The organism is Micromonospora ureilytica, assembly GCF_015751765.1.
Classification (GTDB): Bacteria; Actinomycetota; Actinomycetes; order Mycobacteriales; family Micromonosporaceae; genus Micromonospora; species Micromonospora ureilytica.
In genome coordinates this window covers 5,110,093-5,137,005 of sequence record NZ_JADOTX010000001.1, presented here as the reverse complement: position 1 = coordinate 5,137,005, position 26,913 = coordinate 5,110,093, and the positions used below count along the sequence as shown (strand labels likewise).

Below are 26,913 nucleotides of genomic sequence, written 5' to 3'. Positions count from 1 at the left end.
GGCAGCCGGCCATCTGGTGGATCAACGGCGGGTCGGCGGCCCGATCAGTTGTGCCTCGATCGGAGTGGGGGAGAGCAGCGCCCAGCGCAGCGCCCGACGGTTGACCACGGCCACCATGTCCTCGCGGATCCGGGTCAGCCACTCGGCCGAGCCGCCCAGCCCCAACGCGGCTCCGGCAAGGGTGGCCTCGGCGGAGGTCAACGGCTGCAGCAATGCCAGGTCGGCGCGGCTCAACGCGTCCACATCGGCCGGGGTCAGCTCGTCTCGTACCACAAGGGTGGCCCGCCACGGCGGGCCCGGCGCCGCCTCGGCCGCCACCGGCCCGGCGTCGACGATCAGCAGCAACGGACGCAGCGCGGTGCCGATCCCGTCGGCGACCGCCCGCCCGGGCGGGAGCAACGGGATCGCGCCCGGCGCGCCAACCCCCCGGACGAACGGCTCCCAGGCCCGTGGCCGGGCGGTCTGCACCACCACCAGGGCACCGAGCGCCAGCGCGCGCAGGGCCACCAGTTGGGCTGCGCGCACCCCGCCGACCAGCAGCACGCGGGTGCTCTCCGGCCGGAACAGTCGCACGGTGACGGCTCGACCGTGCCGGTTGGTGCCGACCAGCATTCCCGCGTCGCCCAGGGACAACTCCCAGTCGTCCGCCGCCGCGCTGGGCTGCGCCCCGGCCGACAGTGGACGGGGCTGTGCCCCGGGCGCCGTCAGCGCCAACGGCAGCGTGGCGGCCAGCCCGCCCAGGTGGGCGCCGTCGAGCCGTCGCAGCTTTCCGCCCAGGTCGGTCACCAGGCGGATCAGCGCCTCGGTGGCCACCGCCAGCTCGGTCGCCGTCCCGGCCGCCAGGCGTACGGTCAGCTCGGTCGGTGCTCCGTTGGCCGTCGGCGGACCCGACGTCGTCGTCATCGTCGGCGACGGGCCCGCGCACATCGACACCGTCGTGGCCGTCGCCGGCAGCGCGAGCAGGCGGGGCACCAGCCGGCGTCCGGCCGCACCCCCCGCGTCGGGCCACCGGACCAGTCGGAAGGTGGCCTGGACCAGGGTGCCGGACCGGATCGTCGACCAGGACTCCCGGACCGGTTCGCCGTCGTGGTGGGCCAGCTCGCCCAGGACCCGCAGCGCCGCGGGCACCCCGAGTGGCCGCGCGGCCAACGGCCCGAGCCGCCGGACGATCCGACGGACCGTGCCGGCGAGTACGCGGCGTAGGTCCTCCTCGGACCAACCGTTCACCCGCAGCACCCGAATCGCCACCACCGCCCGTTCGCGCCCGGCGAGACGCCCGTCGGTGAGCTGCCGGTACGACGTGCCGACAGTGCCACCGGCGCTCGGCACCGGCGCCGGTGCACCGGCGAGCAGAAGTTGGACCAGCAGCGGCGGTTGGTCCGGCCCGGTCGGGGGGAGCAACGCGGCCGGGGCGGGGATCGCCTGGGACGCGTCACCGAGCAGATCACCGGGGTCGCCGAGCTCCAGGAGCGCGACCATGCCCGTGGTGTCCTCCAGGACGGCCGCCGGCCCGCCGGTCAGCTCGGTCGAGCGGACGACGGTGCCCGGGGCGACCAGGTCGAGCAGTTCGGCCGCTCCGGCCGGCCCGGTCAGCGCCCGCCGGCGGGTGAGGTGCCCGATTGCGGTGCCCAGCCACTCGAAGAGCCAGCGCCCCCGAACCGGCACCCAGGCGGCCGCCACCAGCAGCACGGCCACCAGTACGGCCACCGCGACGACAGGTGCGGGTCGGCCGAGGGCGACGAGGACGAGCGCCGCCGCGACCTGCGCGGTGACCAGTTGGCCGGCTCGTACTGCGGCGCCGGCGCGACGGCCGACTGTGACCCACCGGTCCACCGGTGATCGGCGACGGGGGATGCGCTGATCGGCCGACCCCGGGTCGTGGTCGGTGGGTCGGCCCGGCCCGATCGCTCGTGCGGAGGCGCCTGCCTCGGGCCCGACCGTCGGTGGATGCGGCCCTCCGGTGGTGATCGCCGGCACCGTGCCTCCTCGACCAGTGGGGACCGGGTCGGGCGGCCGGCCGCCTCTGACGGCCCGTCACACGCCGCGACGTGGCTGCGGCACATCGTAAGCGACCGATGGCCGTCCCGGTTGTCCACAGGGGAAGCCCGTGGGGTAGCAGAACCGCTACGAGGTCGCTACCGTCAGCCACGAAGCCCTTCGCTGACCCGTGTCTCAGTGCTCGACGACCGGGCCAAGCGACGACGCGTCTCCCCAGGGTGGGCGCGTCGACGGCCAGGTTCGATCCGAGAGACGAGGTGACGTCCGGGTGTCCCAAACCAAGGCAGAAGCCGCAGTGATGCAGCAGACCGCCGCGAAGTTCGAGCAGGTGGACCAGTCGTTGCAGTCCATGCTGACCGGCCTGCTGGCCGAGCTGGAGGTGTTGCAGCAGGCCTGGCGTGGCGCTGGTGGCCGGTCGTTCGAGCAGGTCAAGCAGCAGTGGTCACAGGACCAGGCCGCGCTGCACCGCGCGCTGCGGGAGACCGCCGGTGCGATCCGCACCGCCGGTCGGCAGTACGACGTGTCCGACGACGACGTGGCCAGCCGGGTGGCCGGCACCAACCGCGGCGGCATCCAGCTGCCGCTCTGATCCCGCTGGGGAGGGAATCCGATGGACCATGGTGTGCTGGTCGTCAACTTCGCCGCGCTGCAGCAGGCCGGCGCTGACATTCAGAAGGCGTTGAAGACTCTCGACGCGCAACTCGGCCAACTCGAACGCGACGCCGCCCCGCTGGTGGAGAGCTGGACGGGCGAGGCGCGGCAGGCCTACGAGCAGCGGCAGGCCCGCTGGCGCTCGGCCTCGCAGGATCTCCAGGGGATGCTGCGTGACATCAGGTTGGCGGTGAACGACTCCGCCACCGACTACCTGGACACCGAAAAGAAGAACACCGGGCTGTTCCAGTGAACGATGTGGGCCGGGAGCGCTGACCGTGTCCGCGGCAGCGCCCCGCCCGCAGCCGGTCCGAGGTCGGGGCCGTTCGCGGGCGGGCTCAGGCCGTTCGCGGGCGGGCTCAGGCCGGGCCGGCCGGGCGCCAACGTCGACGGGTGCCCCGGGGCACCACCAGCGCGAGCAGCGCCACGGTGACCGCCGTCATGCCGGCCACCGCGCCGACCAGCAGGGCGCGGTCCCGCGCGGCGACCCGGCGGGCCTGACGGGCGAGCAGCGCCGGGTCGGCCCGATCGTCGGCGAGCGCGGCGACCGGCCGCGCACCGGCCGCACGGCCGCCGCTGGTCTCGGTGACCGCCCGGTAGGGGTTCAACACCCCGGCGCCGTACCCGCCGCCGTGGCCCGCGCCCGGAGCTGGATCGGCGGTGGCGACGATCCGCTCCGCCACCTGCGCGGCGGTCAGCTCCGGCCGGTATTCCCGCAGCAACGCGGCGGTGGCAGCCACGAAGGGCGCCGCGTAACTGGTGCCTTCGACCCGATGGTGACCCGCACCGGGCGCGGCGGTCAGCACCTCGCTACCGGGCGCTACCAGATCGACGTACGGGCCGGTCTGCGAGAAGGTCGCCCGTCCGCCGTCCGCCCCGATCGCGCCCACGCCGAGCACCCCGTCGTAACCGGCGGGGAACGGCCGGGGGTTCCCGCTGTCGTGCAGGTTGCCGGCGGCGGCCACCAGCACCACGTCCCGGTCGACCGCGTACCGCACGGCCGCACGGACCTCCGGGTCGTCCGCGTACAGCACCACGGACAGGTTCACCACGTCGGCGTCATGGTCGACGGCCCACCGGATGGCCCGGGCGAACTCGCCGGCGCTGACCGTCCGCCCCGACTCCCGCCCCTGCACCACCTGCTGCTCACTCACCCGCACCGGCAGGATTCGGGCACCCGGCGCCAGGCCACGGAAGGCGACGTCGGGGCGGGGTGCCGCCGCGATGATGCTCGCCACACCGGTGCCGTGCCCGGCGCAGTCCCGACCGCCGTCCCCGCCGGGGTCGAGCAGGTCGGTGCCGGCCAGCACCCGGCCAGCCAGTTGCGGGTGCACCCGGTCCACGCCGGAGTCGACCACCGCGACTGTCACCCCGGCGCCGGTGGCCAGCGGCGCGAGCCGCGCCGGGTCGTACCGCTGCTGTGGCCAGGGCCTGGCCGCGACCGGCCGGACGGGGGCGAGCGGGGTCGCGCAGGCCGGTGCCGCCCGGAGCCCGGCGGTGGCGGCAACTGTCGGAAGGGCCGGTACGGTCAACAGGCTGGCGGCCAGACCCGCGAGGACCGGGCGCGCAATCGATCGGGACATCGGCACCCTCCGTATCGTGTCGGCTCCGGAACGGGATGTTATCGCCTCCTCCGCGCCTTGGCGGGCCGCCACTGGCCAGCCATTGTGATCTTGGTACCACCTTGTAGGTTGTACGCGATACCTGTGGCCTGTTCTCGGAAGGGGAGGTGGCCGTGACCGAATGGGAGCCGGCCACGGAGGCCGAGGTGGCGATGCGCGACGCGCTGCGCGCCAACGACCAGGAGCTCTACTTCCGGCTCCTGTCCCGCACCGATGTGCTGCTGCCGGTCTCCGCGCCGACGCAGCCCGGCCAGCCACCCGCCGGATGGGGCACCTGGACCACCGGCGGTCGGACCCACGTCCTGGCCTTCACCTCCGCCGCCGCACTGCGGGCCTGCCTCGGCGATCACGCCGGCAGCAACCGACGCATCCCCTTCGCCGATCTCGCGGCCAGCTGGCCCAACCACGAATGGTGGCTCGCGGTCAATCCGGGCCTGCCGGTCGAGGGTTACCTGCCGGCCTGGTTCGTGTCGCAGCTGTCCCGAGGCGACGTGCGACTGCCCGGCCGTGCCATGGGTGCCCGCGCTCGCCTGGAGCGGGCCGAGACGTTGGCCCGGACCCGGCCCGGCATGCCACCCCGGGACGCCGCGCCGGCCGCGGGATCACCGCCGGCGACGGGGGCGTTCTCGTCCGGGCTCGACAGCGCCCCGCTCGCGCCCCGAAGGGGGCCCCGGGTGGGTGCCCCGTCGGTGCCGGGCCCGGCGCCCCGGCCACCCGTGCCCGCTGACCGGCCACCCGTTCCCGCTGAGCCGACGCGCCGACCCGGCGAGGAGGACCTGCCCGCTGCCGGCCAGCGGTACCCGACCGAGCCGCCGCGGCCCGCGTCGGGCACCGGAGCCGTGCCCCGCAGCGCGCGGCCGTCCCGGTTCACCCCGTTGGCGTCCGCCGCCCCCACCACCGATCAGGCCGGGCCGAGCGTGGGCTGGCCGGCGGCGCCCCGGCCGAGCGACGTCGACGGCCCCGCCGCGGGTAACGGCAACGGCGGCCCCCAGGCGGCGCCTCGGCGCTCCTTCTTCGACCCCAGCCCGGCCCGCGACCCGGCCCGCGACCCGGCCCGCGACCCGGCCCGCGACCCGGCCCGCGACCCGGCCCGCGACCCGGCCCCGAGCGGGGGGCGTTCGGGTGACCGGGCGGCCCCGCCGACCCGGTTCGGGCGGGGCAGCCAGCCCTTTCCTCGCCGCCGCCCAGCCGATGCGCCGGCCGACGAGACGGCGACGCGGGCCTTTCCGATGGCAGCGGACCCGGCAGCCACCCAGCCGATCCGTCGGCCGGAGGGCGGCCTCGGCGCGTCCCGGGGGGCGGGCGCGCCGCCGTCCGGCGAGGAGATCACCCAGCCGCTGCCCCCGCGCCGGCACAACCCGCTGGCCGAGGAGCCCACCCGCGCGTTCCGGGTGACCAGTGAGCCTCCACAGGCCGGTGCACCTGGGCGGCCTGATCCGTCGGCAGAGGAGACGCAGGCGATCCCCCAGGACCGGCCGGGCCGGTTCGGGCCGACGGAGGATCTGCCGGCGTCCGTCGCGGAACCGGTCTCCGGGCCACCCGCGCCCCGTCGCGGCTTCACGCCCATCGTCATCGAGGGCACCATCATCGAGTCCCGCGACCTCACCGACCCGGTCGAGAGCAGCGCGCCGGTCGAGGCGCCCCGCCGGCCCAGCCCCGCCGAGGCCGCCCCGCCGCCGTTCGGCGCGGTGCCCTCCGGTCCGGGCCTGTTCGGCGCGTCGTCTCCTGGCCCCAGCCCCGCTGAGGCCGCCCCGCCGCGGTTCGGCTCGGCGCCTTCCGACCCGGGCCTGTTCGGTCCGTCGTCGCCCAGCCCCAGCCCTTCCGCTCCCGCATCGTTCAGCCCCGGGCAGCCCGCCCCGAGCCCGTCAATTCCGCATCCCACCGGTCCGACCGAGGCCGGCCATGCCGGTGTGGGCGGCATGCGGACCGACGCGACGTTCAGCGCCGATCGGGCCGACAGCGGAGGTTCGGTCGGCCTGACCGGCACGGACCGGGCCGGCAGCGAGAGCATGTTCGCGGGCGACGATCCGCAACTACCGGCCGACGAGCCGCCGCCCGTCGAGTTCGAGCCGGCCAACACGGTCGAGGAGGACCTGCTCAGCGCCGCCGGCTCCGGCAGCACCGACACGTTCCTGTCCACCCTGCTGCTGGCCCGGGTGCTGCTGCCGGCGGCACCGGACTCGGTACGCGGAAGCCGCCCGGGGGACCCGGGCTTCGTCTGGCGTACCGGGCAGCTCGACGGCGAGACGTACGTGGTGGTCTACACCTCAGCGGAACGCCTCGCCGACCATGTCGATGGGGACGTCGACACGGTCCGGGTGAAGTTCGCCCAACTGATTCGGCGCTGGCCCGACGAGGACTGGTCGTTCGCCGTCAACCCGGGCACCCCGGTCGGTGCCAAGTTGCCCGGCGAGCAGATCGTCGCGTTGGCCAACTGGGCCGCCGAGGTGGGGCTCGGGGACGACCTGGAAGTGGACCAGGTGGAAGCGCCGGCCGAGGCCGAGCCCGCCGCCCGCCCCCGGTACGCCCCAGCGGCGGTCGACCCGACCCGACCGACGGTCATGCAGAAGGCGATCGCGCCGAGCCAGCTCGCGTACTACCTGGATCGTGGGTACGACCGGGTGTCCGGGTTCGTGCACCGGGCCGGCGAGCTGTCCCACCTGACCACACCGGCTCAGCTGCACGGCGCGCTCGGCCTCAGCTACCCCGGCTCGCCGTTCGCCCCGGACGCCGAGGAAATTTACGTGCTGCGCTGGCCGGCGCACCGGCCGAGCCTCTACCGCATCCCGTACGGCGGTCAGAACGAGCCGGCGATGCGTGCCATGGAGGGCTGGGTCATCGAACGCCCGCCGTTCCGGGGCAACGGCTTCGCCCCGGGTGAGAGCAGCGACGTGGTGGCGGAATTCAAGGTGGACAGCGCCCGCCTGCCGCACGGCGCCCAACTCTGGCGGATCGGCGCGGACGGCACCGAGCGGGTGGTCGCGGAGCTGGACACCGACTCGGTCACCTGGCGACGGGTCGGGGAGGCGTGATGCGCGACGGTTACGTGGCCCGCTGGCAGGGCCGGGAATACCAGGCCAGCCCGGACGGCGACGACATCCGCCTCTACCAGCCCGAGCCGGGCGAGGGCTTCGAGGAGGTCCGCGCGGGCCGCCACGTCCGGGTGCTGCCGGCGAGCGAGATCGAGGATCTGGCGTACGTGCGGACCACCTGCACCTGGCAGGGGCAGCCGTTCATCGTGCTCGGCGAGCACGACGCCTGGCTGCGGGTGGAATACACGGGCGGTCGCTGGCCGGTGGCCGAGGCGATGCGGCTGGAGGTCTTCGACTTCGGCGTCTACCAGGGTTGGGCGCCGGCAGCCGAGGTCACCGACCTGCGGGAGCAGCGGGTCTGACCGGTCACGTCTTCGCCCACCGCAGGATTTCGCCGAGCACCAGCTCCGGTGCCTCCAGGTGCGGGAAGTGCCCCACCCCGTCGAGCAGTCGCCATTCGTACGGGGCGACGACGTACCGGCCGGAACCCAGAGCGGTCCGGGGCAGGGAGGCGGTGTCCAGGGCGCCGTGCAGTTGCAGGGTCGGGGTGGACAGCGGCTTCTGCATGAGGCGGACGAACCGGTAGCCGTGCAGCCGCAGCAGTGAGCGGAACGCCCAGCGGTAACCCTCCAGCGCGCAGAACGCGGCCTGCGGGATGCACATCGCCTCCCGGCACCGCTCGGCGTACGCCTCGAAGTCCGACCCGGCCACCCACTGTGGGCCGCCCCAGCGGCGCATGATCTCGCCGACGGCGGCCGCGCCATCGCGGGTCAGCACGTGCTCGTAGCGGGGAAGCTGGAACTTCAACGCCGGGGTGGAGGCGGTGAACTGCCCGCGCGGGTCGGCGAAGATGGCGGCGCGCAGTCGCAGCGGGTGCGGTGCCCCCAGCACCACGAGCCGGCGGACCAGGGACGGGTGGAACGAGGCCACCGTCCAGGCCACCATGCCCCCGAGGCCGCTGCCGACGATCGTCGCGGAGCGTTCACCGAGCGCACGGATCAGCCCGGCGATGTCGGCGGCGAGGGTGTAGCCGTCGTACCCCCGGGGTGGTTTGTCGCTGGCGCCGTAGCCGCGCAGGTCGACGGCGACCGCCCGGAAGCCGGCGTCGGCGACCGCCGGCAGCATCTGGTGCCAGGCCCACCAGTGCTCGGGGAAGCCGTGCAGGAAGAGCACCATCGGCCCGGTGCCAGCCTCGACCACGTGGAACCGGCTGCCGTTGGCGCCAACGAAACGGTGCGTCCACGGCCCCTCGGTGAGGACACTGGACTCGTCGACGGCCCCGCCGCGCTGGTCGGTCATGGCAGACAGCCTAGGACCCGGTTGTTGCGGGCGGCCCTGGTGGTCGCGTTGAACAGGGGAAAGCCCCGGGTTGCCCCGGATCGGGACCGGGGGAGTTGGGTGGGCAAAGGGCGACGCCCGGGCAGGTGACCTGCCCGGGCGTCGCTTGTGGTGCGGGATCAGCGGTCAGCTGACCCGGATCTTCATCGAGGTGCCGTCCTGCTCCAGAACCTTGATCTTGACACCGGCTGCGGGGAGCTTGACGCCGTGGTTCGGCAGCTCCTCGTAGAAGTACTTCTTGGTGTCGTCGAACAGCGGCTCAGCGGCCTGGCCACGGATGTACTGCGGCTGGCTGTTGAGGTGCAGGGTGAACGAGTCCGCCTTGTTCAGGCTGAACGGTGCGTCGTACACCTGGACGCGGGCGCGCCACGGAGCCCCGGTCAGGTTGTAGATCGGGCGCGGGTGCGCGTCGATGTACAGGTTGCGACCCTCACCCGGGTGACCACCCGGGTTGGACTCCGACACCGGGGCGGTGTTGTTGTCGGAGAAACGGGTGTTCCAGTACGAGATGAGCAGGCCCTCCTGGTACGCGTAGTGGTCCACCCAGTCCGGGCGGGTGTTCGCGTAGCCGAAGAAGTACGGGCCGGTCTTCAGGTACTTGTCGTACGAGACGTACGAGCGGTTGCCGGCGATGTAGAAGTTGTCGAACAGCCGGGTGTAGGTCGCCCCGACCACCTGGAACTTCTCCAGGGCCCAGCCGGCGTCGGTCTCGGCGCCGTCGCTGAACACGGTCTGACCGTCGGCGGTCACGGTGATCGCGTCACCGAAGAAGCCGCCCTCGGAGACGCCACCGTCGGTGACGTAGTGCAGGCGGACCTGCGCCACCTTGCCGGCGATCGAGGTCAGCGGGATGTTGATGTCCGCCCAGGCGCCCCTGCTGGTGCCGGCGAGGGCGGGACGCCCCGCGCCGTCGACGCCGATCGGCGTGCCGTTGACGGTGCCGTCCAGGTCGGTCCAGGTCTTACCGCCGTCCGTGGACGCCTCGAAGTAGAGGTAGTCGTAGCCGGCCTCGATGCTGTACTTGCCCTTGAGCGACAGCGCCGCCGCGGACTTGCCGGTGAGGTCGAACGTCCTCGTCATCTTGCTGTCGAGGTCGTCCTCGTTACCGGAGAAGTACTGCTTGGCGCCCTCGAACGGAGCGCCGTAGTTGAACGTGTACTCCCGCTGCGGGAGCACGACCACGGCGGCCTGAGCCTTGTCCGAGTTGTACTCCTGCGGACCGAGCTCCAACGAGCGCTTCTGCCCCGCCACGATCACCTCGTAGTCGAGCCAACCGAGCTGGAGCTTGTTCCATGCGCCGAGGTCGCCGCCCCGGTCGCCGATGCCGGCGTCGTTCTTGGCGCCGAGCCGGCTCTGGGCCATCAGGGTCCAGTGCTCGTTGCTGTTGTCCGCCGGGCCGTAGTCGTCCGGCAGGCCCAGGTCGTGGCCGTACTCGTGGTAGAAGACGCTGCGGCCGCCGTTTTCCGGCTGGATCGTGTAGTCGCGGATCCAGACGCCGGTGTTGCCGATCTGGGTGCCGCCGATCGGGAAGTTCGGCGGGCCGACGGGCGAGCTGTTGAACGCCGACCAGCGGTGGCTCCAGATCGCGTCCTCACCCTGCTGCGGGTCACCGTCGGCCTGGTCGCCGCCGGAGTGGACGATCTGGAAGTGGTCGATGTAGCCGTCCGACTCGTTGAAGTCGCCGTCGCCGTCGAAGTCGAAGCGGTCCCACTGGTCGAAGGACTTCATCTCGGTGGCGATCTGGGCGTCCGTCCGGCCCTTGGCCTTCTGGTCGGCGACCCACTGGTTGGCGGCGTCGGCGATCAGGTTCCAGGTGTTCGGGCAGACGTTGTCGGCGCACACGGCCCGGTCATCCTGCGGGTCCGGCTCCTGGCCCGGCTCCGGGTCCGGGATCGGGTCGTCGGAGCGACCGTAGCGGGCCTCGTTGTACCTGACCTTGACCCAGTCGGTCACCTCACCGTCGACGGTGTAGCGACCCGAGGACTGGGCCTCGTAGTACTGCTTGAGCGACTCGTCGCCCGGGTTGGTGCCGAAGTAGAGCTGGCGGAAGTGCTCCGGGCTGAAGTCCGGCTGCCAGATGGTGGAGTTGTCCACGGCCCGGTTGGGCTCGGGGATCTTGTTGTGCAGCGGCCCCTGGAACGTCGACGGTCCGGCGATGTCCGGGTTCATGTCCTTGTCCGGGTAGGACGGGTGCCGCTCGTCCCCGAACTCGGCCAGGATCACGAAGATCTTGTCGGTCCGCTCGCGCTTGAGCTCGACGTACTGGTCCTTGGTCTTCTTCGCGCCAGCGGCGGTGCGGGCGTTGGCGCCCGTTCCGCTCGTCTCGCCGACCTTGACGACAGTGCTTCCGTTGCGCTCGATCGGCTTGCTCCGACCGCTCAGCACGTCGCTGAGCCCCTGCTCACGCAGTGCGCGGCGCTTCTCCTCGAGCTTGTCGGGGAGTTCATCCTTCAGCGCCTGTGGTTCGGCAGCGGCCGGTGCTGCGGCCGGCAGTTTGGGCTGAGGCGCCGCCGAGGCGGACGGGCCGAAAGCCAGGCCTGTCGCCGTCAGTGAGAGCCCGAGCAGACCCACTGCGACTTTGCGCACGTGGTACCTCCGGTGTGAGGGAACCGGCCCAACGGGGGTACAGGCCGGTGGGAGATCGATCCCACTAGTGGGACCATTGGTGAACATAGTTACTGGCGGGACGGGTGGGAAGACGCTCGCGTCGATTTGTTGCAAGATTTTGTTGGGAATGCTTTTCACCGTCACACCCCGCCGGTTCATCAGCCACGCTGACCAGCGTGGACCGGACGCGAACGTATACAACGACATTTTTCGATCAAGCTGATCGCACATACGACAGTGGGGCCGGCAGCGTCTCCGCCACCGGCCCCACCGTCAGTTCCTGATCCGTGAAACCGTTACTTCTTCGCCGGCGTCACGTAGATCGTGGCGGACGAGTTGTCCCCGGCCGCCTTCTTGATGGTGAGCGAGACGCCGTAGTTCACGCCCTGGTCGCCGGGGTTACCGGTGCCCAGCACGATCGCGCCACCGCCCAGGGTCACGCCGTAGAACTCCGGCGCGGGGCTGCCGTCCGGGTTGGTGACCCGGGTGGTGTACGGCGCGTTGTCGCGCGACGGCAGGACCACCGACGCGTCGTTGTCCCGGGCGTAGGCAGCGCCATCGCGCATCTCGATGCCCGGGTAATAGCCCTTGGCGTCGGTGAACGCCTTCACCGGCGCCTGTCCCTTGAACTTCGTGCAGTACGCGCTGTACGGCTCGTCCGCCGCCTCCAGGCACTCGGTGAACGGGTACGTCCGGTTCAGCGTGAAGGCCGCGTTCGACGACTGCGGGCGGCTCGGCAGGTTGTCCGTCACCGACGGGTCCTTCACGGCCGCCTCGCCCGTACGCCGCAACGGGTCGAAGTGCGAGTCGACGATGAGCAGCCCGCCCTTCGCGCCGTAGCTGGGCAGCGCGGTCATCTGCCCGGTGACGTGGTTGACGTCGCCGAGCGCGGTGTCCCGGTACCAGACCAGCATGCCCGGAGCGTTGTAGGAGATCCGGTCGACCTTCCACGCCTCGTGCGAGTAGATGGTGTCGTAGGCGTACTTCAGGCCCTTGTCGAAGCCGTCGAAGTTGCGCCACTCCGCCAGGTAGAACTGGGCGTGCACCTCGGTGCCGCTGGAGACCTTCCAGCCGCCGCCGGTGGTGTCGACGAAGGTGCCGCCGGTGGCCGTCCAGCCGTTCGCGCCGCCCTCGACGTCATCGCTCCAGGTGGTGGCGCCGCCGCCGGTGACCGAGAAGTCGTCGACGAACCAGTTGCGCTCCTCGAACGCCTCGTCGGTGGCCTGGCGCAGTCGCAGCTGCACCGTCGTGCCGGCGTGCGCCGACAGGTCGACGTAGTCGTGCCGCCAGCCGTCGGTGCTGCCGGTCAGGCCGTACTTCTTGCCGCCGAAGTCGTTCATCCGGCCGTTCGGGTCGGCGTAGCCGTCCGGCGTGGTGACCACCTTGCCGGTCTCGTCGTACACCTTCTGCTCGGTCCAGGTCGTACCGCCGTCGGTCGAGAGCTCGACGAAGCCGTAGTCCCAGTCCTCCTCGATGATGTAGTTGTTCCACATCCAGAACTTCGAGTCGGCAGCGGCCGGCACGTCGACCGAGCGGCTCAGCTTGACGTCGGCCCACTCCTGGTCGTTGTTGCTGTGCCACATCTTGGTGCCGCTGTGCGGGGTGGCCAGCGTCGTCACCTTGTCCGGCAGGTCGACCTTGATGCCGTCCTCGGAGTCGATCGGGGTGCGTGACGTCTGGCCGAGCTTCACCTCACGCGGGTTCGACCCGGGGCGGATGGTCAGCGGGTCGGCCCAACCGAGCACCCACTTGTCCCAGATGCCCATGTGCGTCGGCAGCGCCTGGAAGATCTCGCCCGAGTGCGAGCCCGAGGCCATCAGGTCCCAGAAGTCCACGTCGGAGTCGGCGTTGCCGGACGTGTCGTAGAGGTCCGGCAGGCCCAGGTCGTGGCCGAACTCGTGGGCGAAGACGCCGACGCCGGCGTCCTCCGGCTGCACGATGTAGTTCGACGCCTTGAGGTTGGTGCCCGGGATGGTGTAGCCACCGGCGACCGTGGAGGAGTGCGCCCAGACGGCGTACACACCCTCGGCGCCGCCGCCGCGGGACTTGCCCTGACCGGCGTGCACCAGCACGAGGTGGTCGATCACGCCGTCCGGCTCGAAGACGTTGCCGTCACCGTCGCGGTCGGCCTGGTCCTCGATGTCGTAGTCGGCCCACGGGAAGGCCGGGTCCTTGGCGACGAGCGCGTCGATCGCGTCGGTCGCCAGACGGCCCGCGCCGGCCGGGTTGTCCGGGTGGCCGTTCATCGACTGCTCACGGCCGGGGACCCAGGCGCCGGTCTCGTCCTGGAAGCAGCGGTTGGCGGCGTACCAGCCCTCCGAGTGCGGCACGGTGATCCATGGGCTGGCCTGCCCGTCGACCGTGTACGCGTTCTTGGACATCTCCAGGTACATGTTGTGCATGGTGCGGCCGGACAGGTCGATGCCCTTCTTGCCGTCCGGGCCCTTCAGGTCCGTGCGGACCCGCTCGGTGATGCCCTTCTTGCTGTAGAGCATCTTGTTGTAGTGCTGCGGCGAGAAGTTCGGCACCCACATCGAGTTGTTGTCCTCGTGGGGCAGGCGCGCCGGGTCCGGGATCTTGTTGTGCTTCGGGCCGTTCTGGACCGTGCCGGGGACGCAGGTGCGGTCCTCGAACACCGTCTTGGGGACCATCACACCGGTGAAGTCGTCGTTGGCCTTGTCGTTGAACTCCACCAGCAGCGTCAGCAGCTTCGCCGTCTGGGTGGTCGGGGCCTTCTTGAACTTGCGGGGGTTCTGACCGGTCTTCAGCGACTTGGCCTCGTCCTTGGCCAGCTGCCGTGCGGTCACCGGGTTGCCCCGGGCGTGCTTCTGGTCGAACGCACGCGCGGACTCCGCGGCAGGGGTGTAGATGCCACCCTTGCCCTTCACCTCACGGCCGGTGGTGTCCGGCTGCACCTCGGGCTCGGCGTAGTTGATGTAGTGCTCGTCGGCACCGATTACCGCCTGGGGGGTGCCGGACGGTGTCTGGGCAGCCGCGCTGCCACTCACGGTCAGTGACGTGGCCGCGAGGGCGATGACGGGCAGCGCGACGAGTAGTCGTCGCCGCGCCCTGGACTGCGGTTTGTGGTTCATGCCGCTCCGTTTCTCGGGCATGGGGAGGAGGACGTTGGCGTGGCCGACCATCGAAGCGATGTGTGTCGAACTCTTCCAACCTGCGTGAACCTAAAGCACAACCCGCCGAAAGGACAGAGGTGATCTACGCCTGTGCCCGTTCAGCTTCTCCCGACTCCCCCGACCGACCGATGTGACAGCGGCGAGGCGGCGCGGACCGTACCCGTAAGACATGACGGAGGGTGGCGGTCCGCACGGACCGCCACCCTCCAATGAGTACGCCTACCGTCAGTCCTCGTCGGACTTCGTGCCGCTCATCCCCGAGGAGATCAGGTCCATCACCGAGGAGTCCTGCAACGTGGTCACGTCGCCCAGCGACCGGTTCTCCGCCACGTCCCGCAGCAACCGGCGCATGATCTTGCCGGAGCGGGTCTTCGGCAGCTCCGCCACCAGCATGATCTGCCGCGGCTTGGCGATCGGGCCGAGCGTCTTCGACACGTGGTTGCGCAGGTCGGCGATGAGCTGCTCGCCCGCCTCGCCGACGATGTCCGTGGTGCCGCGCGGAATGGCGAACGCGACGATCGCCTGACCGGTGGTCGGGTCGGTCGCGCCGACGACAGCCGCCTCGGCCACCGACGGGTGCGACACCAACGCCGACTCCACCTCGGTCGTCGAGATGTTGTGCCCGGACACCAACATCACGTCGTCCACCCGGCCGAGCAGCCAGATGTGCCCGTCGTCGTCCTTCTTCGCACCGTCGCCGGCGAAGTACATGCCCTGGAACCGCGACCAGTACGTGTCGATGAACCGGTCGTCGTCACCCCAGATGGTGCGCAGCATCGACGGCCACGGCTCACGCAGCACCAGGTAGCCGCCACCACCGTTCGGCACCGACTGACCCTGGTCGTCCACCACGTCGGCCACGATGCCCGGCAGCGGCGTCATCGCCGAACCCGGCTTGGCGGCGGTCACCCCCGGCAACGGCGAGATCATGATGGCGCCCGTCTCGGTCTGCCACCAGGTGTCCACGACCGGCAGCTCACCCCGGCCGATGTGCTCCCGATACCACATCCACGCCTCCGGGTTGATCGGCTCGCCGACGCTGCCCAGCACACGCAGCGAGGACAGGTCGAAGCCGGCCGGGATGTCGTCGCCCCACTTCATCATCGTCCGGATCAGGGTGGGAGCGGTGTACAGGATGCTCACCCCGTACTTGTCGATGATCTCCCAGAACCGGCCCTTGTGCGGCGTGTCCGGGGTGCCCTCGTACATCACCTGGGTGGCGCCGTTGGAGAGCGGGCCGTACACGATGTAGGAGTGCCCGGTGACCCAGCCGATGTCGGCAGTGCACCAGTAGACGTCCGTCTCCGGCTTCAGGTCGAACACCGCGTGCGTCGTGTACGACGCCTGGGTGAGGTAGCCGCCGGTCGTGTGCAGGATGCCCTTCGGGCGGGCCGTGGTGCCGCTGGTGTACAGGATGAACAGCGGGTGCTCGGCGTCGAACGGCTCCGCGGTGTGCTCGGCCGAGGCGGTCTCCACCGTCTCGTGCCACCAGTGGTCCTTCTCCGACCACGCCACGTCCTCGCCGGTGCGGCGAACCACGAGCACGTGCTCCACCGACGGAGAACTCGCCACCGCCTCGTCCACAGTGGGCTTCAACGCCGACGGCTTGCCCCGCCGGTAACCACCATCCGCGGTGATCACCACCTTGGCGCTGGCGTCCTGGATCCGGTTGCTCAACGAGTCCGCCGAGAAGCCGCCGAAGACCACACTGTGCGCGGCGCCGATCCGGGCGCACGCCAACATCGCGACGGCCGCCTCGGGGATCATCGGCAGGTAGATCGCCACCCGGTCGCCGGCGGTCACCCCCAGGTCGGTGAGCGCGTTCGCCGCCCGGCAGGTCAGCGCGTGCAGCTCCGCGTACGTGATGGTGCGCGTGTCGCCCGGCTCGCCCTCCCAGTGGATCGCCACCTTGTCGCCCCGGCCCGCCTCGACGTGCCGGTCCAGGCAGTTGTACGCGACGTTGAGCTGCCCACCCACGAACCACTTCGCGAACGGCGGGTTCGACCAGTCGAGCACCTCATCCCACTTCTTCGACCAGGCCAGCCGGTCGGCCTGCTTCGCCCAGAAGGCCAGCCGGTCGGCCTCAGCCTCGGCGTACGCGTCGACTGTGACGTTGGCGTGCGCGGCGAGTTCGGCCGGCGGGGGGAACTGGCGCGTCTCGTTCAGCAGATTGGCCAATGCCTCGCTCATGCCGTGACTCCTCATCCTCGGGGTGACCTGGGTCTCGATGGCACGAGGGTAGTCGCGGGGCCTGTCACCGGCCACGGCTGCCCGGTCCGTCGCGCCGAGTGGCCCCCGCCGCGCGCCCGACGGCCCGTCCCCGTCGGTACGCCCCCGGGTCGGGTGGTCCCGGTCGCGTTGCGGGCGGGTGCGGCCCGCCGCCTCGGGTCGGGTCGTTAGCGTGGCGGGGTGACCACCGACCCGCTCGCCCCGCTGCTCGCGCTCGCCGACATCGCCGCCGCCGTCGACCAGGCCCGTGAGCGGTTCGACCAGGCGCTCGGGCACCGGGCGCTGCGCCGGCACGGTGGGCAGGTCGCCGCCGAGGTCAGCCTGCGCTCCGCGGTGGCCAGCGCGGCTCTTGAGGGGGCCGGGCACGAGCGCGAGGCGGTCCGGGCCGGCACCGTCACCGACCCGGTGCTCCAGGGGGCCCTGCGGGTCGCCGGAGCGCTGCCGGGCCTGAGCGAGCTGTGGCCGAAGGCGCCCCGTCAGGCGCTCGCGAAGCTGCACGTACTCGCCGCACGGGACCTGGTGTCGGAAGCCGAGCTGGGCCGCCCGGTGGCCGACCCCGTGGTCGCCACCCGGCTGGACGGGCTGGCCGCCCTCGTAGCCGGCGGCACGAAGGTCTCACCGTTGGTGCTCGCCGCTGTCGTACACGGGGAATTGCTGAACCTGCGCCCGTTCGCCGGGCCGTCCGGCGTGGTGGCCCGGGGGGCCGCCCGGCTGGTGCTGCTCGCCAGTGGCCTCGACCCGCGCGGCCTGCTCCCCGTCGACGTGGGGCACCGCGAGCGGGAGCCCGAGTACGTCGGCTCGGCCGGTGCCTTCGCCACCGGCACCCCCGACGGGCTGCGCTCCTGGCTACGCCACTACATGGCCGCCGTCGAGGTCGGCACCGACCAACTCACCGCCATCGGCGACGAGATCCTCGCCGCCGCCTGAGCGGCTTGTCGGGTGGAGTCAGGCAGTGGTGGCGGCTCGGGTGCGACGGTGCCGGCCGTACCAGGCGATGCCGATGGCCACGCCCACCCCGACCCCCAGGGCCGCCGCGGCCACCGGGACCGCGGGCCGTTCCCGCAGGCGCCTGCCCAGCGGGATCGGGTGCCGGAACTCCAGCACCGGCCACGCGTTCTCCGAGGCCAACTTGCGCAACTGCCGGTCCGGGTTGACCACGCTCGGATGACCGACGCACTCCAAGAGCGGGCGATCGCTGTACGAGTCGGAGTAGGCGTACGAATCAGCCAGGTCGTAGTCCCGGGCGGCGGCCAACTCGCTGACCGCCTCGACCTTGCTCGGACCGGCCGCGTAGAACTCGACCTCGCCGCTGTACCTGCCGTCCCGCACCGTCATCCGGGTGGCGATCACGTCGGTCACCCCGAGCAGCTCGCCGATCGGCCGGACCATCTCCTCACCGGACGCCGACACCAGCACCACGTCCCGCCCAGCCGCCTGGTGCTCCTCGATCAGGGCGGCAGCCTCGGCGTACACATAGGGGTTGATCAGCTCGTGCAGCGTCTCCGCGACGATCTGGCGGACCTGCTCCACCGGCCAGCCCTTGCAGAGCGCAGCCAGGTAGTCCCGTGTTCGGGCCATGGTCTGCTCGTCGGTGCCGCCCAGCCGGAACATCAGCTGCGCGTACGCCGACTTGACCACGTCACGCCGGGTGATCAGCCCATCCCGGTAGAACGGACGGCCGAACGCCAGGGCGCTCGACTTGGCGATGACGGTCTTGTCCAGATCGAAGAAAGCGGCACTTCGGCCCACGGCGCGAAAGTCTAGCCGGATGGTCTATCGTCGGCGGGTGCCCGGGGTCATGCCACCCCTCAGACCTGCGGGCTGGCAGCACCATCTCCGCTCCGCGTGATCACGCTCACACTCTGCGAGGAGATTTTCGCAGTGAGTGGAGGCGGCACCACTCGACGTGACGGGCCCGCTCAGGCAGACTTGTCCGTACGACGAGCTTTCACATCCTCGAAACAGGCAGACCCTCAGCGGTTGCACCCCCCGTGACCGCTGAGTGGTTCGGCTCGACCCCCCCGGAGCCGAACCTAAGACGACCCCCGTCTCCCCCCGACGGGGGTCGTCCCTTTCTGCCGGAAACGCTCCACCACAGCTCACAAGTCGTCCTCCGGGCCCGTCCAGACCGTTCAGGGACGGCGTTTCTACGGCCGGAGGCAGCAGTGAGGCAGCAGAGCCGTTGAACGCCTCCAAATTGCTTGAGGAGACGGCTGCGCCGATGGGCTGCTGATCAACTGGCTGAGCTGACGGCGCACCTTTTCTGCGGCATGAAGGTTGCTCACGGGCTGGGCTCCTCCTGCGGCTCGGCAGTAGTTCTCGGCCATCCGGCGTGTGCGGGCCTCACGAATGCGGAGCGGCCGAGGTAACCAACATGTCGCCGAGGTCGGAGCGGCGGTAGAGCACCGATCGGCCGTGTCGGGTGCCGACCAGCAGTCCGCCCGCACGCAATGCTCGAAGGTGCTGATTGACCGCGGTCGGGGTGACGCCGAGGCGGGCGGCCAATTCGGTGGAGGAGGCGGGCGTGTCGAGATGGCTGAGCAGACCGGCCCGAGTGGTGCCCAAAAGTCCCGCGAGACCGTCTGGTGCGGGCAGGGCCTGCGGCTCCCACAGGGTCGCCGCGCCACGCGCGGAATAGAGGATCATCGGTGGCTCGTCGGCCGAGATGGGTGTCGAGGCGTTGGTGGTCCACAGGCTCGGCACCAGGGTCAGCCCGCCATTGGCCGGTCGCGCGTAGTCGAGCTTCGAGCGCAGCCGTACCTCGACCACGTTTCCGACGAGCCGCACCGTGTCCGACAATCCGCTGAGCATCGTGGCGAGACCCCGCTGGGCGATTTGTCGTCCTCGGAACGTGACGTCGCCTTCGAGGATCGCCCGCATCCGTGGCCAGTGCGGCTCGAAGCAGAACCGCCAGTACGCGGCGAGCGCGTCGATGATCCGATTGAGCACCTCTGCGGCGGAACCCTGTAGTGGTTCGGGAAGTGGCGTCGCACCGTGCACCGCTCGCAGGTCTCGTTCGATGACCGCCGGGTCGGTACTGGCCAGTCTCGCGAGTTCGTCGTCGAAGCGGGTCAGCGGTGAGTGCGGACGCGGGTTGAGAAAATCCGGTGTCCACAGCCGTACGTCCGTCAATGCGAGCAGCATGGCCTCGTCAAGGCTGCCGCGAACGGCTTCGAGCGTGCGTAGCCAGCGCAACTGAAGCGGATATCGTCCTGGATCGCGCCAAGCCCGCAGGGACAGCACCGCCTCGTTGAGCGGGGACACCGCGAATCGGAGATCGGCGACATCCATGCCGAGCAGCTCGTACCGGACCATGAAGCAAAAGGCTACATCGTTGGCCTGGCCGTCCGGCACGCTGCGATAACTGACGGCATGCTTCTTGTGACAGACCGCCACAGGTCGCCGGCGGCCGGCTGGGTTCGGCGGTACCTGCGTCCGGACGATCCCGTCGCCCGCGTGCTGACCTGGGCCACCATGGCCAGCTCGCTTTCCAAGGGAGTCTTCTTCAGCGTCAGCGTGCTGTTCTTCACACACGTCGCCGGCTTCGCCGCGACCACGGTCGGGCTCGGGTTGACGATCGCCGGGGCGGTCGCCGTCGCCGCTGCGTTGGCTGCGGGCTACCTGGCCCGTGTCGTCGGCGCGCGCCGGGTGCTGCTCGCCACGACCGCCGGCCAGGGCCTGGCGCTGATGGCCTACCTCCTGGTCCACACCCCGGCCGCGTTCGTTGTCGTCGCCTGTGCCGCCGTCGGACAACAGGCCATGCAGCGCACCGCCCTGACGACGATGATCGCCGAGTCGTTCACCGGGCCGGACCGCGTGGAGATGCGTGCCCGCCTACGGGTGGTCACCAACGCCTTCATCGGCGTGGGAACCGCGCTGGCAGCCGTCGCCCTCGTGCTCGACACGAAACTGGCATATCTGCTGGCGATGTTCACCACCGGAGCACTGTTGTTCGTCTCCGCATTCTTGCTGCGCCGGATGGACCGCGGCGCCGAGCTCATCGCGACCGACGGGTCTCGGACGGCCGGCGTACGCCAATCACCACTGCGCGACCGGACCTATCTGGCCATCACCGGCCTCTACGCCGTCATGAGCATGCAAGTTGGCATGCTCACGGTGGGGGTACCACTCTGGGTCGCCGGCTCGACGAAGGCACCCCCGGCGACCATCGCGGCGCTGCTGGCATTGAACACCGTCATAGTGTCCCTGCTTCAGGTCTGGGCGGCACGCGGAGCGAAAACCATCCGCTCGGCCGGCCGCGCGGTCGCCGGGGCCGGTACCTTGCTCGCGCTGGCCTGTGGGCTGTACGCCCTGTCCGCCCACGGCACGATCACTGTCGTCGTGGTGATGCTGACGCTCGCGACCGTGGCACACAGCCTCGCCGAGATCCTGTCCGAGGCAGGCAGTTGGACGCTCGCCTTCGAGCTTGCCGACCCCGCCAACGTCGGCGCGTACCAGGGTGTCAGCCAGACCGGAGCGGCACTGGGCTCGATGCTCGCGCCGCTGGTCGTGACGGCGACCGCGCTTGAGCACGGCTGGCCCGGTTGGATTCTTCTCGGCGTGCTCTTCCTGCTCGCGGGATCATTGACGATGGCGCTGGTCCGACGACAGGTGGACGGGTCGCTGTTGTCTGGCTGAGAGAGCGTGCCGGCGAAGTTGGGTCTCATGGGCTTCCCCCGGTAGCTCGTAGGACGATCTGCATGGCGGCTTGGGCGGGAGTCAGGTGCGTGGTGTCGACGACCTCGGCCTCGGCATGCAGCCACGTGCGGGCCGCCTCGGCGTAGGGCTCGAGGTACTTGAGACGAAACGGCGACGGAACGGGGTGTTCTCCCTCGATCCGCCAGCGAAGGGTGTCTTGATCAGCGTGGAGGACGAAGTGCCTTACCGGGATGGCGTGTTGGGCTAGGCCCGTACTGATTTCGCGCCAATACTGCTCGACCAGGACGGTCATGGGTATTACCAAAGTGCCGCCGGTGTAGTCGAGTACGCGGCGGGCGGTCTCGACGACGAGCTGTCGCCACGGTGGCCAGTGCTGGAAGTTGTCCGTCTCGGGCAGCCCCGGCGTGATGTCCATGAGTGTTTCGCCGACTTTCTCGGCGTCGAACACCCGGGAATCCGGGATCAGTTGTTGCACGAGTGCGCTGGTCGTCGTCTTGCCCGCGCCGTGAGTGCCGTTGAGCCATACGATCACGGAGCACATTAACGCGTGGGCAACCGGACGATTTGCACAGGACCTGTAAGCGAGCCTCAGGCAGCGAGGCAGCAAAGAGGCAGCGCGTGAATGAATTACTCACGCCTGTGATCCGTCAAGCTTTGTGATCCGTCAAGCCCCACTGCCGAAATGCTCTCTTTAGGATCAAAGCGGGCCGCGCCGGCCCGGCCCCGGCCTGCTGGCGACCTCCGGCCGGCATCGGCCGGCCCGGCCGGCCGCGTTGGCGGACGGCAGAAGCTGTTTGCCCTCCGGGCAGGGATCTACGACAGAGATGGGGGATGCCCGTCCGGACGGTGCGGTAGTCGGTGGTTGCGCGGGTCGCCATCTCCACCATGAGTCCCAGGCAGAGCCGAGCAGACCCTGGCCCACTCCACGGTGCGTGAGACTCACGGCGGAGATGGCTCTGAGGCCCGCCGTGCGATTGGGGGCGGCCATCAGTAATTTCCCCGATAGTCCACAGTTGGAGTACTAGGAACTCGGCGTGTCAGTCCCGTCGCATGGGACACCGATACCCAGCTGCACTTGTGCCGTCTGCCCCCGCGACCGAATTGTCAGCGGTAGGCAGGTTGCCCGCGCAACCCACGTGCCGCCGACAAAGGCCAGCCACTGAGGTTGGTCATCGACAGGTGTGCAGGCACGCACATGGGCGCTCACGGCTGGCACCACTGAAGAGCCCCATCCGAGACGTGCCCTGTCCTCCCAGCCAGGTGCCACCCGAAGATCAACCACTGCGCCGCCGCGTACGACCAATCCCCATTTGGCGAACAGCCGGGCTGCCGGATCCGCTTCCCCCGATTCCTCTGCTTGAAGCACCGTCCGGTCAGGTACCGCAACGTCCTCTCCCACGAGCCGATAATCTGTCGGCGGTTCCTGTAGCGGAAAGCCCGAGACAGTGCATGACTCCTGCCTAGCGCTCCCGTCGGTTGACGGGGACGCGCTGGGGTCAGCCCTCAGAGATGCAGTTGGTGCCGGTGATCGGGCCTCACCCTGGCTGGACCCTTTTGAGGACGTACAGGCAGCCGGCGTCACCATCAGGCAGATGCTGAGCGGCCACCACACCATGCGGCTAGTCCTTCGCATGCGCGTTACCCCCTGAACGGCGAGGCCTACGACGGTAAGGGCGCGATCCGTGAAGCGTCACCGTAGCGGAAGGCGGGATTCATCCGATGCGCCGTGCAATCAACGTGCCAGTAGCCGGTACCCCCGCCGGTCACCAGGGGGCACGAACGGTCAAGCACTTCGCGCATTGATCTGGCCCACCAGGTCCTTGTCGGCCATGATCTTCGTCCTTCCTAACTGGCGGTGCGGTGAGGGTGGCCGTTGCTAGAGAGTGTGCAGGTCATCAATGGCCAGCTTGATCGCGTCGGCCTCTTCCCAGACCTTCACCTGCAAGGTCATGTCGCTCCGCCCTTCCTCCTGAGACCACAGGTCGACATCGACCTTCCAAACGCCGTGGTCAGCAAGGAAGTAGGCGTCGACGTGGTGCCACGCCTCAGGCGGCATTGGGATGAACGTCGCGGGGTGCTCGCGGGCCCACAGGCCCAGGTCTTGGCCCGACCGCGAGTAGTCCCGCGCTAGGCCGGCGAAATCGCCGGCGGCAATCCGTTCGACCACCTGCTCGATGACGGGCCCGAGCAGTTCAGCAGCAGCAGTCGACGCCCGCCGACATGCCGCATGATTTTTGCAAGGCAGAGGTCGGGCTGATGCTCGCTCGCGGACTGCCCTGCGGGCGGCCTCCGGCCGTCCTCGGGCGCCCGCAGCGCGCCATTCCAAAGTCAGCGGATCGTCAGCGGACGCCGTACCGCGTGGCGATTCCCGATCATGCTCGACAGCACTACCGGTACGTCTGACCACGCGGTACGGCACTTGATCACACTCGCTGCTACGTCAGGTCACTTTCCCCCCGACGGGGGTCGTCCCTTTCCCCCACGGAAACGCCCCAGCGCGGGAAGCGCATGTGCTGAGCGGTGCTGCTCGGACGGGCTTCCCTCCCCACCTCGTCGTGGACCGTGCGATCACCGCCTGCCGTGTAATTTGCCGAACGGGACGAGTTGAGGGGGAAACAGGTGGCTGCTGGTGGCTTCTCGTCGAAACGGCTGGCTCGGCTGCAAGGGTTGCTTGAGCGCCACGTCGAGTCGAGCCTCGTCCCAGGCATGGTGGTCGTCCTCGCCCGGCACGGCGAGGTGCACATCGAGGCAACGGGTTATCTCGCGTTCGAAGGCCCCGGGTCGCAGACGCCGATGGCGGTCGACACGATCTGTCGCCTGGGCTCGATGTCGAAGCCGATCGTCGCCGCGTGTGCGATGACCCTCGTCGAGGACTGCACTCTCCGCCTCGACGACCCGGTCGACGATCTCCTCCCGGAGTTGGCGGGCATGACAGTGCTCGCCGATCCCCAGGGCCCACTGGACGACACCGTCCCGGCGGAACGCCCGATAACGCTGCGGGACGTCCTGGACGGCACCCTCGGCACCGGCATGGTCCCGGCCGAGCCGGGAACGGTCCCGATCGCCGACGCGCTGAACGCACTCGAATATCCGTCGCAGGATGAGTGGATCCGCCAGCTCGGTGACCTTCCGCTCGTCCACCAGCCGGGTGAGCGCTGGATGTACGACACCGCCGCCAACGTGACAGGTGTGCTGATCTCCCGAGCCACCGGCATGTCCTTCGGCGATGCCGTGCGTGAGCGGGTGTGCATGCCGCTGGGAATGGCCGACACCGGCTTCAGCGTGGGTAGCGAGAGCATCGGCCGGTTCGCGACGGCGTACGAGCAGGACAACGCCGCGACCGGCGAGCCGCCCGTCGAAGACGCTCCCGACGGGCGGTTCAGTCGACCGCGGCTGTTCGAGTCCGGTGGCGGTGGGCTGGTGTCGACCGCCCAGGACTACCTCGCCTTCGCGTCGGCTCTGCTCGCTGGCGGTTCCCACGGCGGCGAGCGGGTGCTGTCGCGGACGGCGGTGACGCTGATGACGAGCGACCACCTGACCCCGACGCAGAAGGCCATCTCCGGGTTCTGGCCCGGCTACTTCGACGCCATCGGCTGGGGTTTCGGAATGTCGGTCCGGACCCGGCGTACGCACCTCGGGCCCTCGGTCGGCAGTTACGGATGGCCCGGTTTCTATGGCACCGCCTGGTACAACGATCCCGCCGAGGACCTGACGACGCTCGTGTTCATGCAGCGGGCGCACGCTGGTGACCAGCGGCTGCCGATGTGGCACGACTTCTGGACCACCGTCTACCAGGCAATCGACGACTGACCGCAGCGTTCGTTTCCCGGTGGGCGGCACCCGCCCTCGGCCGCGCGGTAATCCCGGGGTCCTCAGCGACACAAGCCACTGTGAGAGTCGCCGAGGCAATGGGGGTTCGGGTGGGTCCACCGAAGCAGCGGGACGAGGGCTGGTTCACCAGGCTCTACGCCGCCGAGTACGAGCACATGGTCCGGTACGGCCTGCGTCGGCTCGCTGACCGGGATGCCTCGGCGGAGCTTGCCCAGGAGGTCTTCGTCGTCGCCTGGCGTCGCCGCGCCGAGGTGCCGGACCGCAGCCTGCCCTGGCTGTACGGGGTGGCCCGGCGCCTTCTGGCGAACCAGTGGCGGTCGCGGCGTGCCGCCCCGGACCTCCTCTCGATCACCGATGTCGACCTCGAGCGACTGGCCGGATCGTCGGGTGCCGACACGACCGTCGGGGTCGCCGACATTTGGGCCGCTCTGGTCACCCTCAATGACCTCGACCAGGAAATCCTCCGGCTGGTCGGCTGGGAGGAGCTGACGGTGTCCGAGGCGGCCAAGGTTCTCGGCTGCACCGGGGCGACCGCCGCAGTGCGGCTGCACCGCGCCCGTCGGCGTCTTGCCGAAGCAATGTCGGACCGGCCCGCACCGACCCGGCGTCGACCGGTGTTGGTGACCATTCGAGAGGATCTGTGATGTTCGGAGCAGAGCGCACCCGTACTCTTCTGGGCCCGGCCGACCCGGCCCGGAACGCCGCCGTCGGGCCGCCGCTGGTCTCGGCGCGCGAGCTGATCGAACGCGCCAGCGCTACCGAAACGATCGCCGAGCATCGTCGCGTACGCCCGACCCGCCGGCTGGTCCTGACGGCCGGGACGCTGGCGGTCGCGGTCGGTGCCGTGGCGGTGCTCCAGCCGTTCGGTGAGGACGCACCGGACGGGCCGGGCGGGCCGCCGGCGGCAGCGGGGTTGGTGCTCGTGCCGGTCGCGTACCAGTTCGACGCGGACCCGCCGGCCGCCGGCCCGCAGCTGCGCATGCTAGCCGACAAGATCAAAGACGCGGTGTACGACCACCAGAGCGGGCGCTACATGTATCACCACACGAAGCTGTGGGGCGACCCGGTGATGACGTCTGCCGACGGCCGCCACCACGTGGCCTTCGCCAGCGAGACGAAGCTCTGGCAGGCCGCCGACGGGACCGGTAACCAGATCAGCACTCAATTGGAGCCGCAGTACCCCGACCAGGAGTCTCGGGACTACTGGCAGCGCGAGAGCATTGGGCGACCAGCAGCCACCGGCACCCCCGCACCGGACGTCATTCCGCTGCCGCCCGAGGAGCTCAGGCCGCTGTCGGCCGACCCGTCGGAGCTCCGGGAGCGGCTGAAGGTCGAGTACGGCGCGGGGGCGGCGAGTAAGTGGGTCGGCACGCTCTACGGGCAGTACGTCGTGCCGCGTGCGACCCGAGCTGCGGTCCTGCGGGTCCTCGCCGACGTGCCTGGCTTCCGCTGGCGGGGGCAGGTCACGGACCGTGCCGGCCGCAAAGGAGTCGCCGTCACCTTCGACGACCGCGAACACGACCAGCAATGCCTTCTGATCTTCGATCCGAAGACGGGCGAATTGCTCGCCGATGAGCTGTTGACGCTGTCGCCAGTGCGGATCAGCTCGTACAAGGTGATCCTCGATGCCGCTTGGACAAATCAGCCCGGCTGACCACCGACTCGCGGGGCCGCTCCTTTCGGGAGCGGCCCCGCTGTTTTTGGCTCAGCGGCGCTAGCTGCGGATGTGCCCGTGCCCGTAGCAGATCAACTGTCTCAGCGGGGGTTTTCCACAGGCCACCAGGTTGTCCACAGGCGACGGAATTGGCGCGG

At 70.3% G+C, this 26,913-nt stretch carries 19 protein-coding genes; 9 read left to right on the top strand and 10 right to left on the bottom strand.

Annotated elements, in window-relative coordinates; genetic code table 11:
* Nucleotides 1-21: 21 nt before the first annotated feature.
* Nucleotides 22-1,977, bottom strand: coding sequence for a type VII secretion protein EccE (gene eccE / locus IW248_RS23400; protein ID WP_307788171.1), 1,956 nt, complete (start codon nt 1,975-1,977; stop codon nt 22-24).
* Between the two features lie 289 nt (nt 1,978-2,266).
* Between eccE and IW248_RS23395 the strand changes: the two genes are divergently transcribed.
* Nucleotides 2,267-2,587 carry a WXG100 family type VII secretion target gene (locus tag IW248_RS23395; protein WP_124815470.1) on the top strand — a complete coding sequence of 107 codons (321 nt, stop codon included), beginning with the start codon at nt 2,267-2,269 and terminating at the stop codon, nt 2,585-2,587.
* Between the two features lie 21 nt (nt 2,588-2,608).
* The gene (locus IW248_RS23390; RefSeq protein WP_124815472.1) at nt 2,609-2,902 is read left to right on the top strand and encodes a WXG100 family type VII secretion target; all 294 of its coding nucleotides are present in this window, start codon (nt 2,609-2,611) and stop codon (nt 2,900-2,902) included.
* A gap of 106 nt (nt 2,903-3,008) precedes the next feature.
* On the opposite strand, the gene mycP is transcribed toward IW248_RS23390, so the two are convergent.
* Nucleotides 3,009-4,232 carry a type VII secretion-associated serine protease mycosin gene (mycP, locus tag IW248_RS23385; protein WP_196928701.1) on the bottom strand — a complete coding sequence of 408 codons (1,224 nt, stop codon included), beginning with the start codon at nt 4,230-4,232 and terminating at the stop codon, nt 3,009-3,011.
* Nucleotides 4,233-4,384: 152 nt separating this feature from the next.
* Between mycP and IW248_RS23380 the strand changes: the two genes are divergently transcribed.
* Together IW248_RS23380 and IW248_RS23375 are read left to right on the top strand one after the other, a co-directional pair.
* Entirely contained in the window at nt 4,385-7,303 is a 2,919-nt protein-coding gene (locus IW248_RS23380; RefSeq protein WP_196928700.1) for an SseB family protein, read from the top strand.
* A complete protein-coding gene (locus IW248_RS23375; RefSeq protein WP_124822515.1) occupies nt 7,300-7,665 on the top strand; it encodes a UCP033725 family protein in 366 nt (121 codons plus the stop codon). The genes IW248_RS23380 and IW248_RS23375 overlap by 4 nt, the downstream gene beginning before the upstream one ends.
* A gap of 4 nt (nt 7,666-7,669) precedes the next feature.
* Here IW248_RS23375 and IW248_RS23370 read toward each other — a convergent pair whose 3' ends face one another.
* The 4 genes from IW248_RS23370 to acs form a co-directional block, all read right to left on the bottom strand.
* On the bottom strand, nt 7,670-8,602 hold the full coding sequence (locus tag IW248_RS23370; protein ID WP_196928699.1) for an alpha/beta fold hydrolase: 933 nt from the start codon (nt 8,600-8,602) through the stop codon (nt 7,670-7,672).
* A gap of 165 nt (nt 8,603-8,767) precedes the next feature.
* On the bottom strand, nt 8,768-11,212 hold the full coding sequence (locus IW248_RS23365; protein WP_196930330.1) for an immune inhibitor A domain-containing protein: 2,445 nt from the start codon (nt 11,210-11,212) through the stop codon (nt 8,768-8,770).
* Between the two features lie 332 nt (nt 11,213-11,544).
* Nucleotides 11,545-14,340, bottom strand: a complete 2,796-nt coding sequence (locus tag IW248_RS23360) for an immune inhibitor A domain-containing protein (protein ID WP_231396409.1) — start codon at nt 14,338-14,340, stop codon at nt 11,545-11,547.
* A gap of 267 nt (nt 14,341-14,607) precedes the next feature.
* Nucleotides 14,608-16,572 carry an acetate--CoA ligase gene (acs, locus tag IW248_RS23355; RefSeq protein WP_124822518.1) on the bottom strand — a complete coding sequence of 655 codons (1,965 nt, stop codon included), beginning with the start codon at nt 16,570-16,572 and terminating at the stop codon, nt 14,608-14,610.
* Nucleotides 16,573-16,791: 219 nt separating this feature from the next.
* Between acs and IW248_RS23350 the strand changes: the two genes are divergently transcribed.
* Complete coding sequence (locus IW248_RS23350; protein ID WP_124822519.1) at nt 16,792-17,538, top strand: Fic family protein; 747 nt, start codon at nt 16,792-16,794, stop codon at nt 17,536-17,538.
* An 18-nt stretch (nt 17,539-17,556) separates the two neighbouring features.
* Here the strand turns inward: IW248_RS23350 and IW248_RS23345 are convergent, their stop codons facing one another.
* Complete coding sequence (locus IW248_RS23345) at nt 17,557-18,360, bottom strand: HAD family hydrolase (protein WP_124822520.1); 804 nt, start codon at nt 18,358-18,360, stop codon at nt 17,557-17,559.
* A gap of 594 nt (nt 18,361-18,954) precedes the next feature.
* The gene (locus IW248_RS23340; RefSeq protein ID WP_196928697.1) at nt 18,955-19,926 is read right to left on the bottom strand and encodes an ArsR/SmtB family transcription factor; all 972 of its coding nucleotides are present in this window, start codon (nt 19,924-19,926) and stop codon (nt 18,955-18,957) included.
* A 57-nt stretch (nt 19,927-19,983) separates the two neighbouring features.
* On the opposite strand from IW248_RS23340, the gene IW248_RS23335 reads away from it, so the two are divergent.
* Entirely contained in the window at nt 19,984-21,249 is a 1,266-nt protein-coding gene (locus IW248_RS23335) for an MFS transporter (RefSeq protein ID WP_196928696.1), read from the top strand.
* 25 nt (nt 21,250-21,274) lie between these two features.
* On the opposite strand, the gene IW248_RS23330 is transcribed toward IW248_RS23335, so the two are convergent.
* Both IW248_RS23330 and IW248_RS23325 read right to left on the bottom strand, forming a co-directional pair.
* A complete protein-coding gene (locus tag IW248_RS23330) occupies nt 21,275-21,802 on the bottom strand; it encodes an AAA family ATPase (RefSeq protein ID WP_196928695.1) in 528 nt (175 codons plus the stop codon).
* A 1,344-nt stretch (nt 21,803-23,146) separates the two neighbouring features.
* Nucleotides 23,147-23,437, bottom strand: a complete 291-nt coding sequence (locus tag IW248_RS23325) for a DUF7668 domain-containing protein (RefSeq protein ID WP_196928694.1) — start codon at nt 23,435-23,437, stop codon at nt 23,147-23,149.
* A gap of 452 nt (nt 23,438-23,889) precedes the next feature.
* Between IW248_RS23325 and IW248_RS23320 the strand changes: the two genes are divergently transcribed.
* The 3 genes from IW248_RS23320 (at nt 23,890) to IW248_RS23310 (ending at nt 26,755) form a co-directional block, all read left to right on the top strand.
* The gene (locus IW248_RS23320; protein WP_196928693.1) at nt 23,890-25,080 is read left to right on the top strand and encodes a serine hydrolase domain-containing protein; all 1,191 of its coding nucleotides are present in this window, start codon (nt 23,890-23,892) and stop codon (nt 25,078-25,080) included.
* Between the two features lie 110 nt (nt 25,081-25,190).
* Nucleotides 25,191-25,745 carry an RNA polymerase sigma factor gene (locus tag IW248_RS23315; protein ID WP_307788169.1) on the top strand — a complete coding sequence of 185 codons (555 nt, stop codon included), beginning with the start codon at nt 25,191-25,193 and terminating at the stop codon, nt 25,743-25,745.
* The gene (locus IW248_RS23310) at nt 25,745-26,755 is read left to right on the top strand and encodes a CU044_5270 family protein (protein ID WP_196928691.1); all 1,011 of its coding nucleotides are present in this window, start codon (nt 25,745-25,747) and stop codon (nt 26,753-26,755) included. Before IW248_RS23315 ends, IW248_RS23310 begins: the two co-directional genes overlap by 1 nt.
* Nucleotides 26,756-26,913 lie beyond the last annotated feature (158 nt).

Coding starts and splice junctions, on each gene's coding strand:
- IW248_RS23360 (WP_231396409.1), bottom strand. CDS start 14,340: ATGAACCACAAACCGCAGTCCAGGGCGCGGCGACGACTACTCGTCGCG.
- IW248_RS23370 (WP_196928699.1), bottom strand. CDS start 8,602: ATGACCGACCAGCGCGGCGGGGCCGTCGACGAGTCCAGTGTCCTCACC.
- IW248_RS23310 (WP_196928691.1), top strand. CDS start 25,745: ATGTTCGGAGCAGAGCGCACCCGTACTCTTCTGGGCCCGGCCGACCCG.
- IW248_RS23335 (WP_196928696.1), top strand. CDS start 19,984: ATGCTTCTTGTGACAGACCGCCACAGGTCGCCGGCGGCCGGCTGGGTT.
- mycP (WP_196928701.1), bottom strand. CDS start 4,232: ATGTCCCGATCGATTGCGCGCCCGGTCCTCGCGGGTCTGGCCGCCAGC.
- acs (WP_124822518.1), bottom strand. CDS start 16,572: ATGAGCGAGGCATTGGCCAATCTGCTGAACGAGACGCGCCAGTTCCCC.
- IW248_RS23390 (WP_124815472.1), top strand. CDS start 2,609: ATGGACCATGGTGTGCTGGTCGTCAACTTCGCCGCGCTGCAGCAGGCC.
- IW248_RS23340 (WP_196928697.1), bottom strand. CDS start 19,926: ATGGTCCGGTACGAGCTGCTCGGCATGGATGTCGCCGATCTCCGATTC.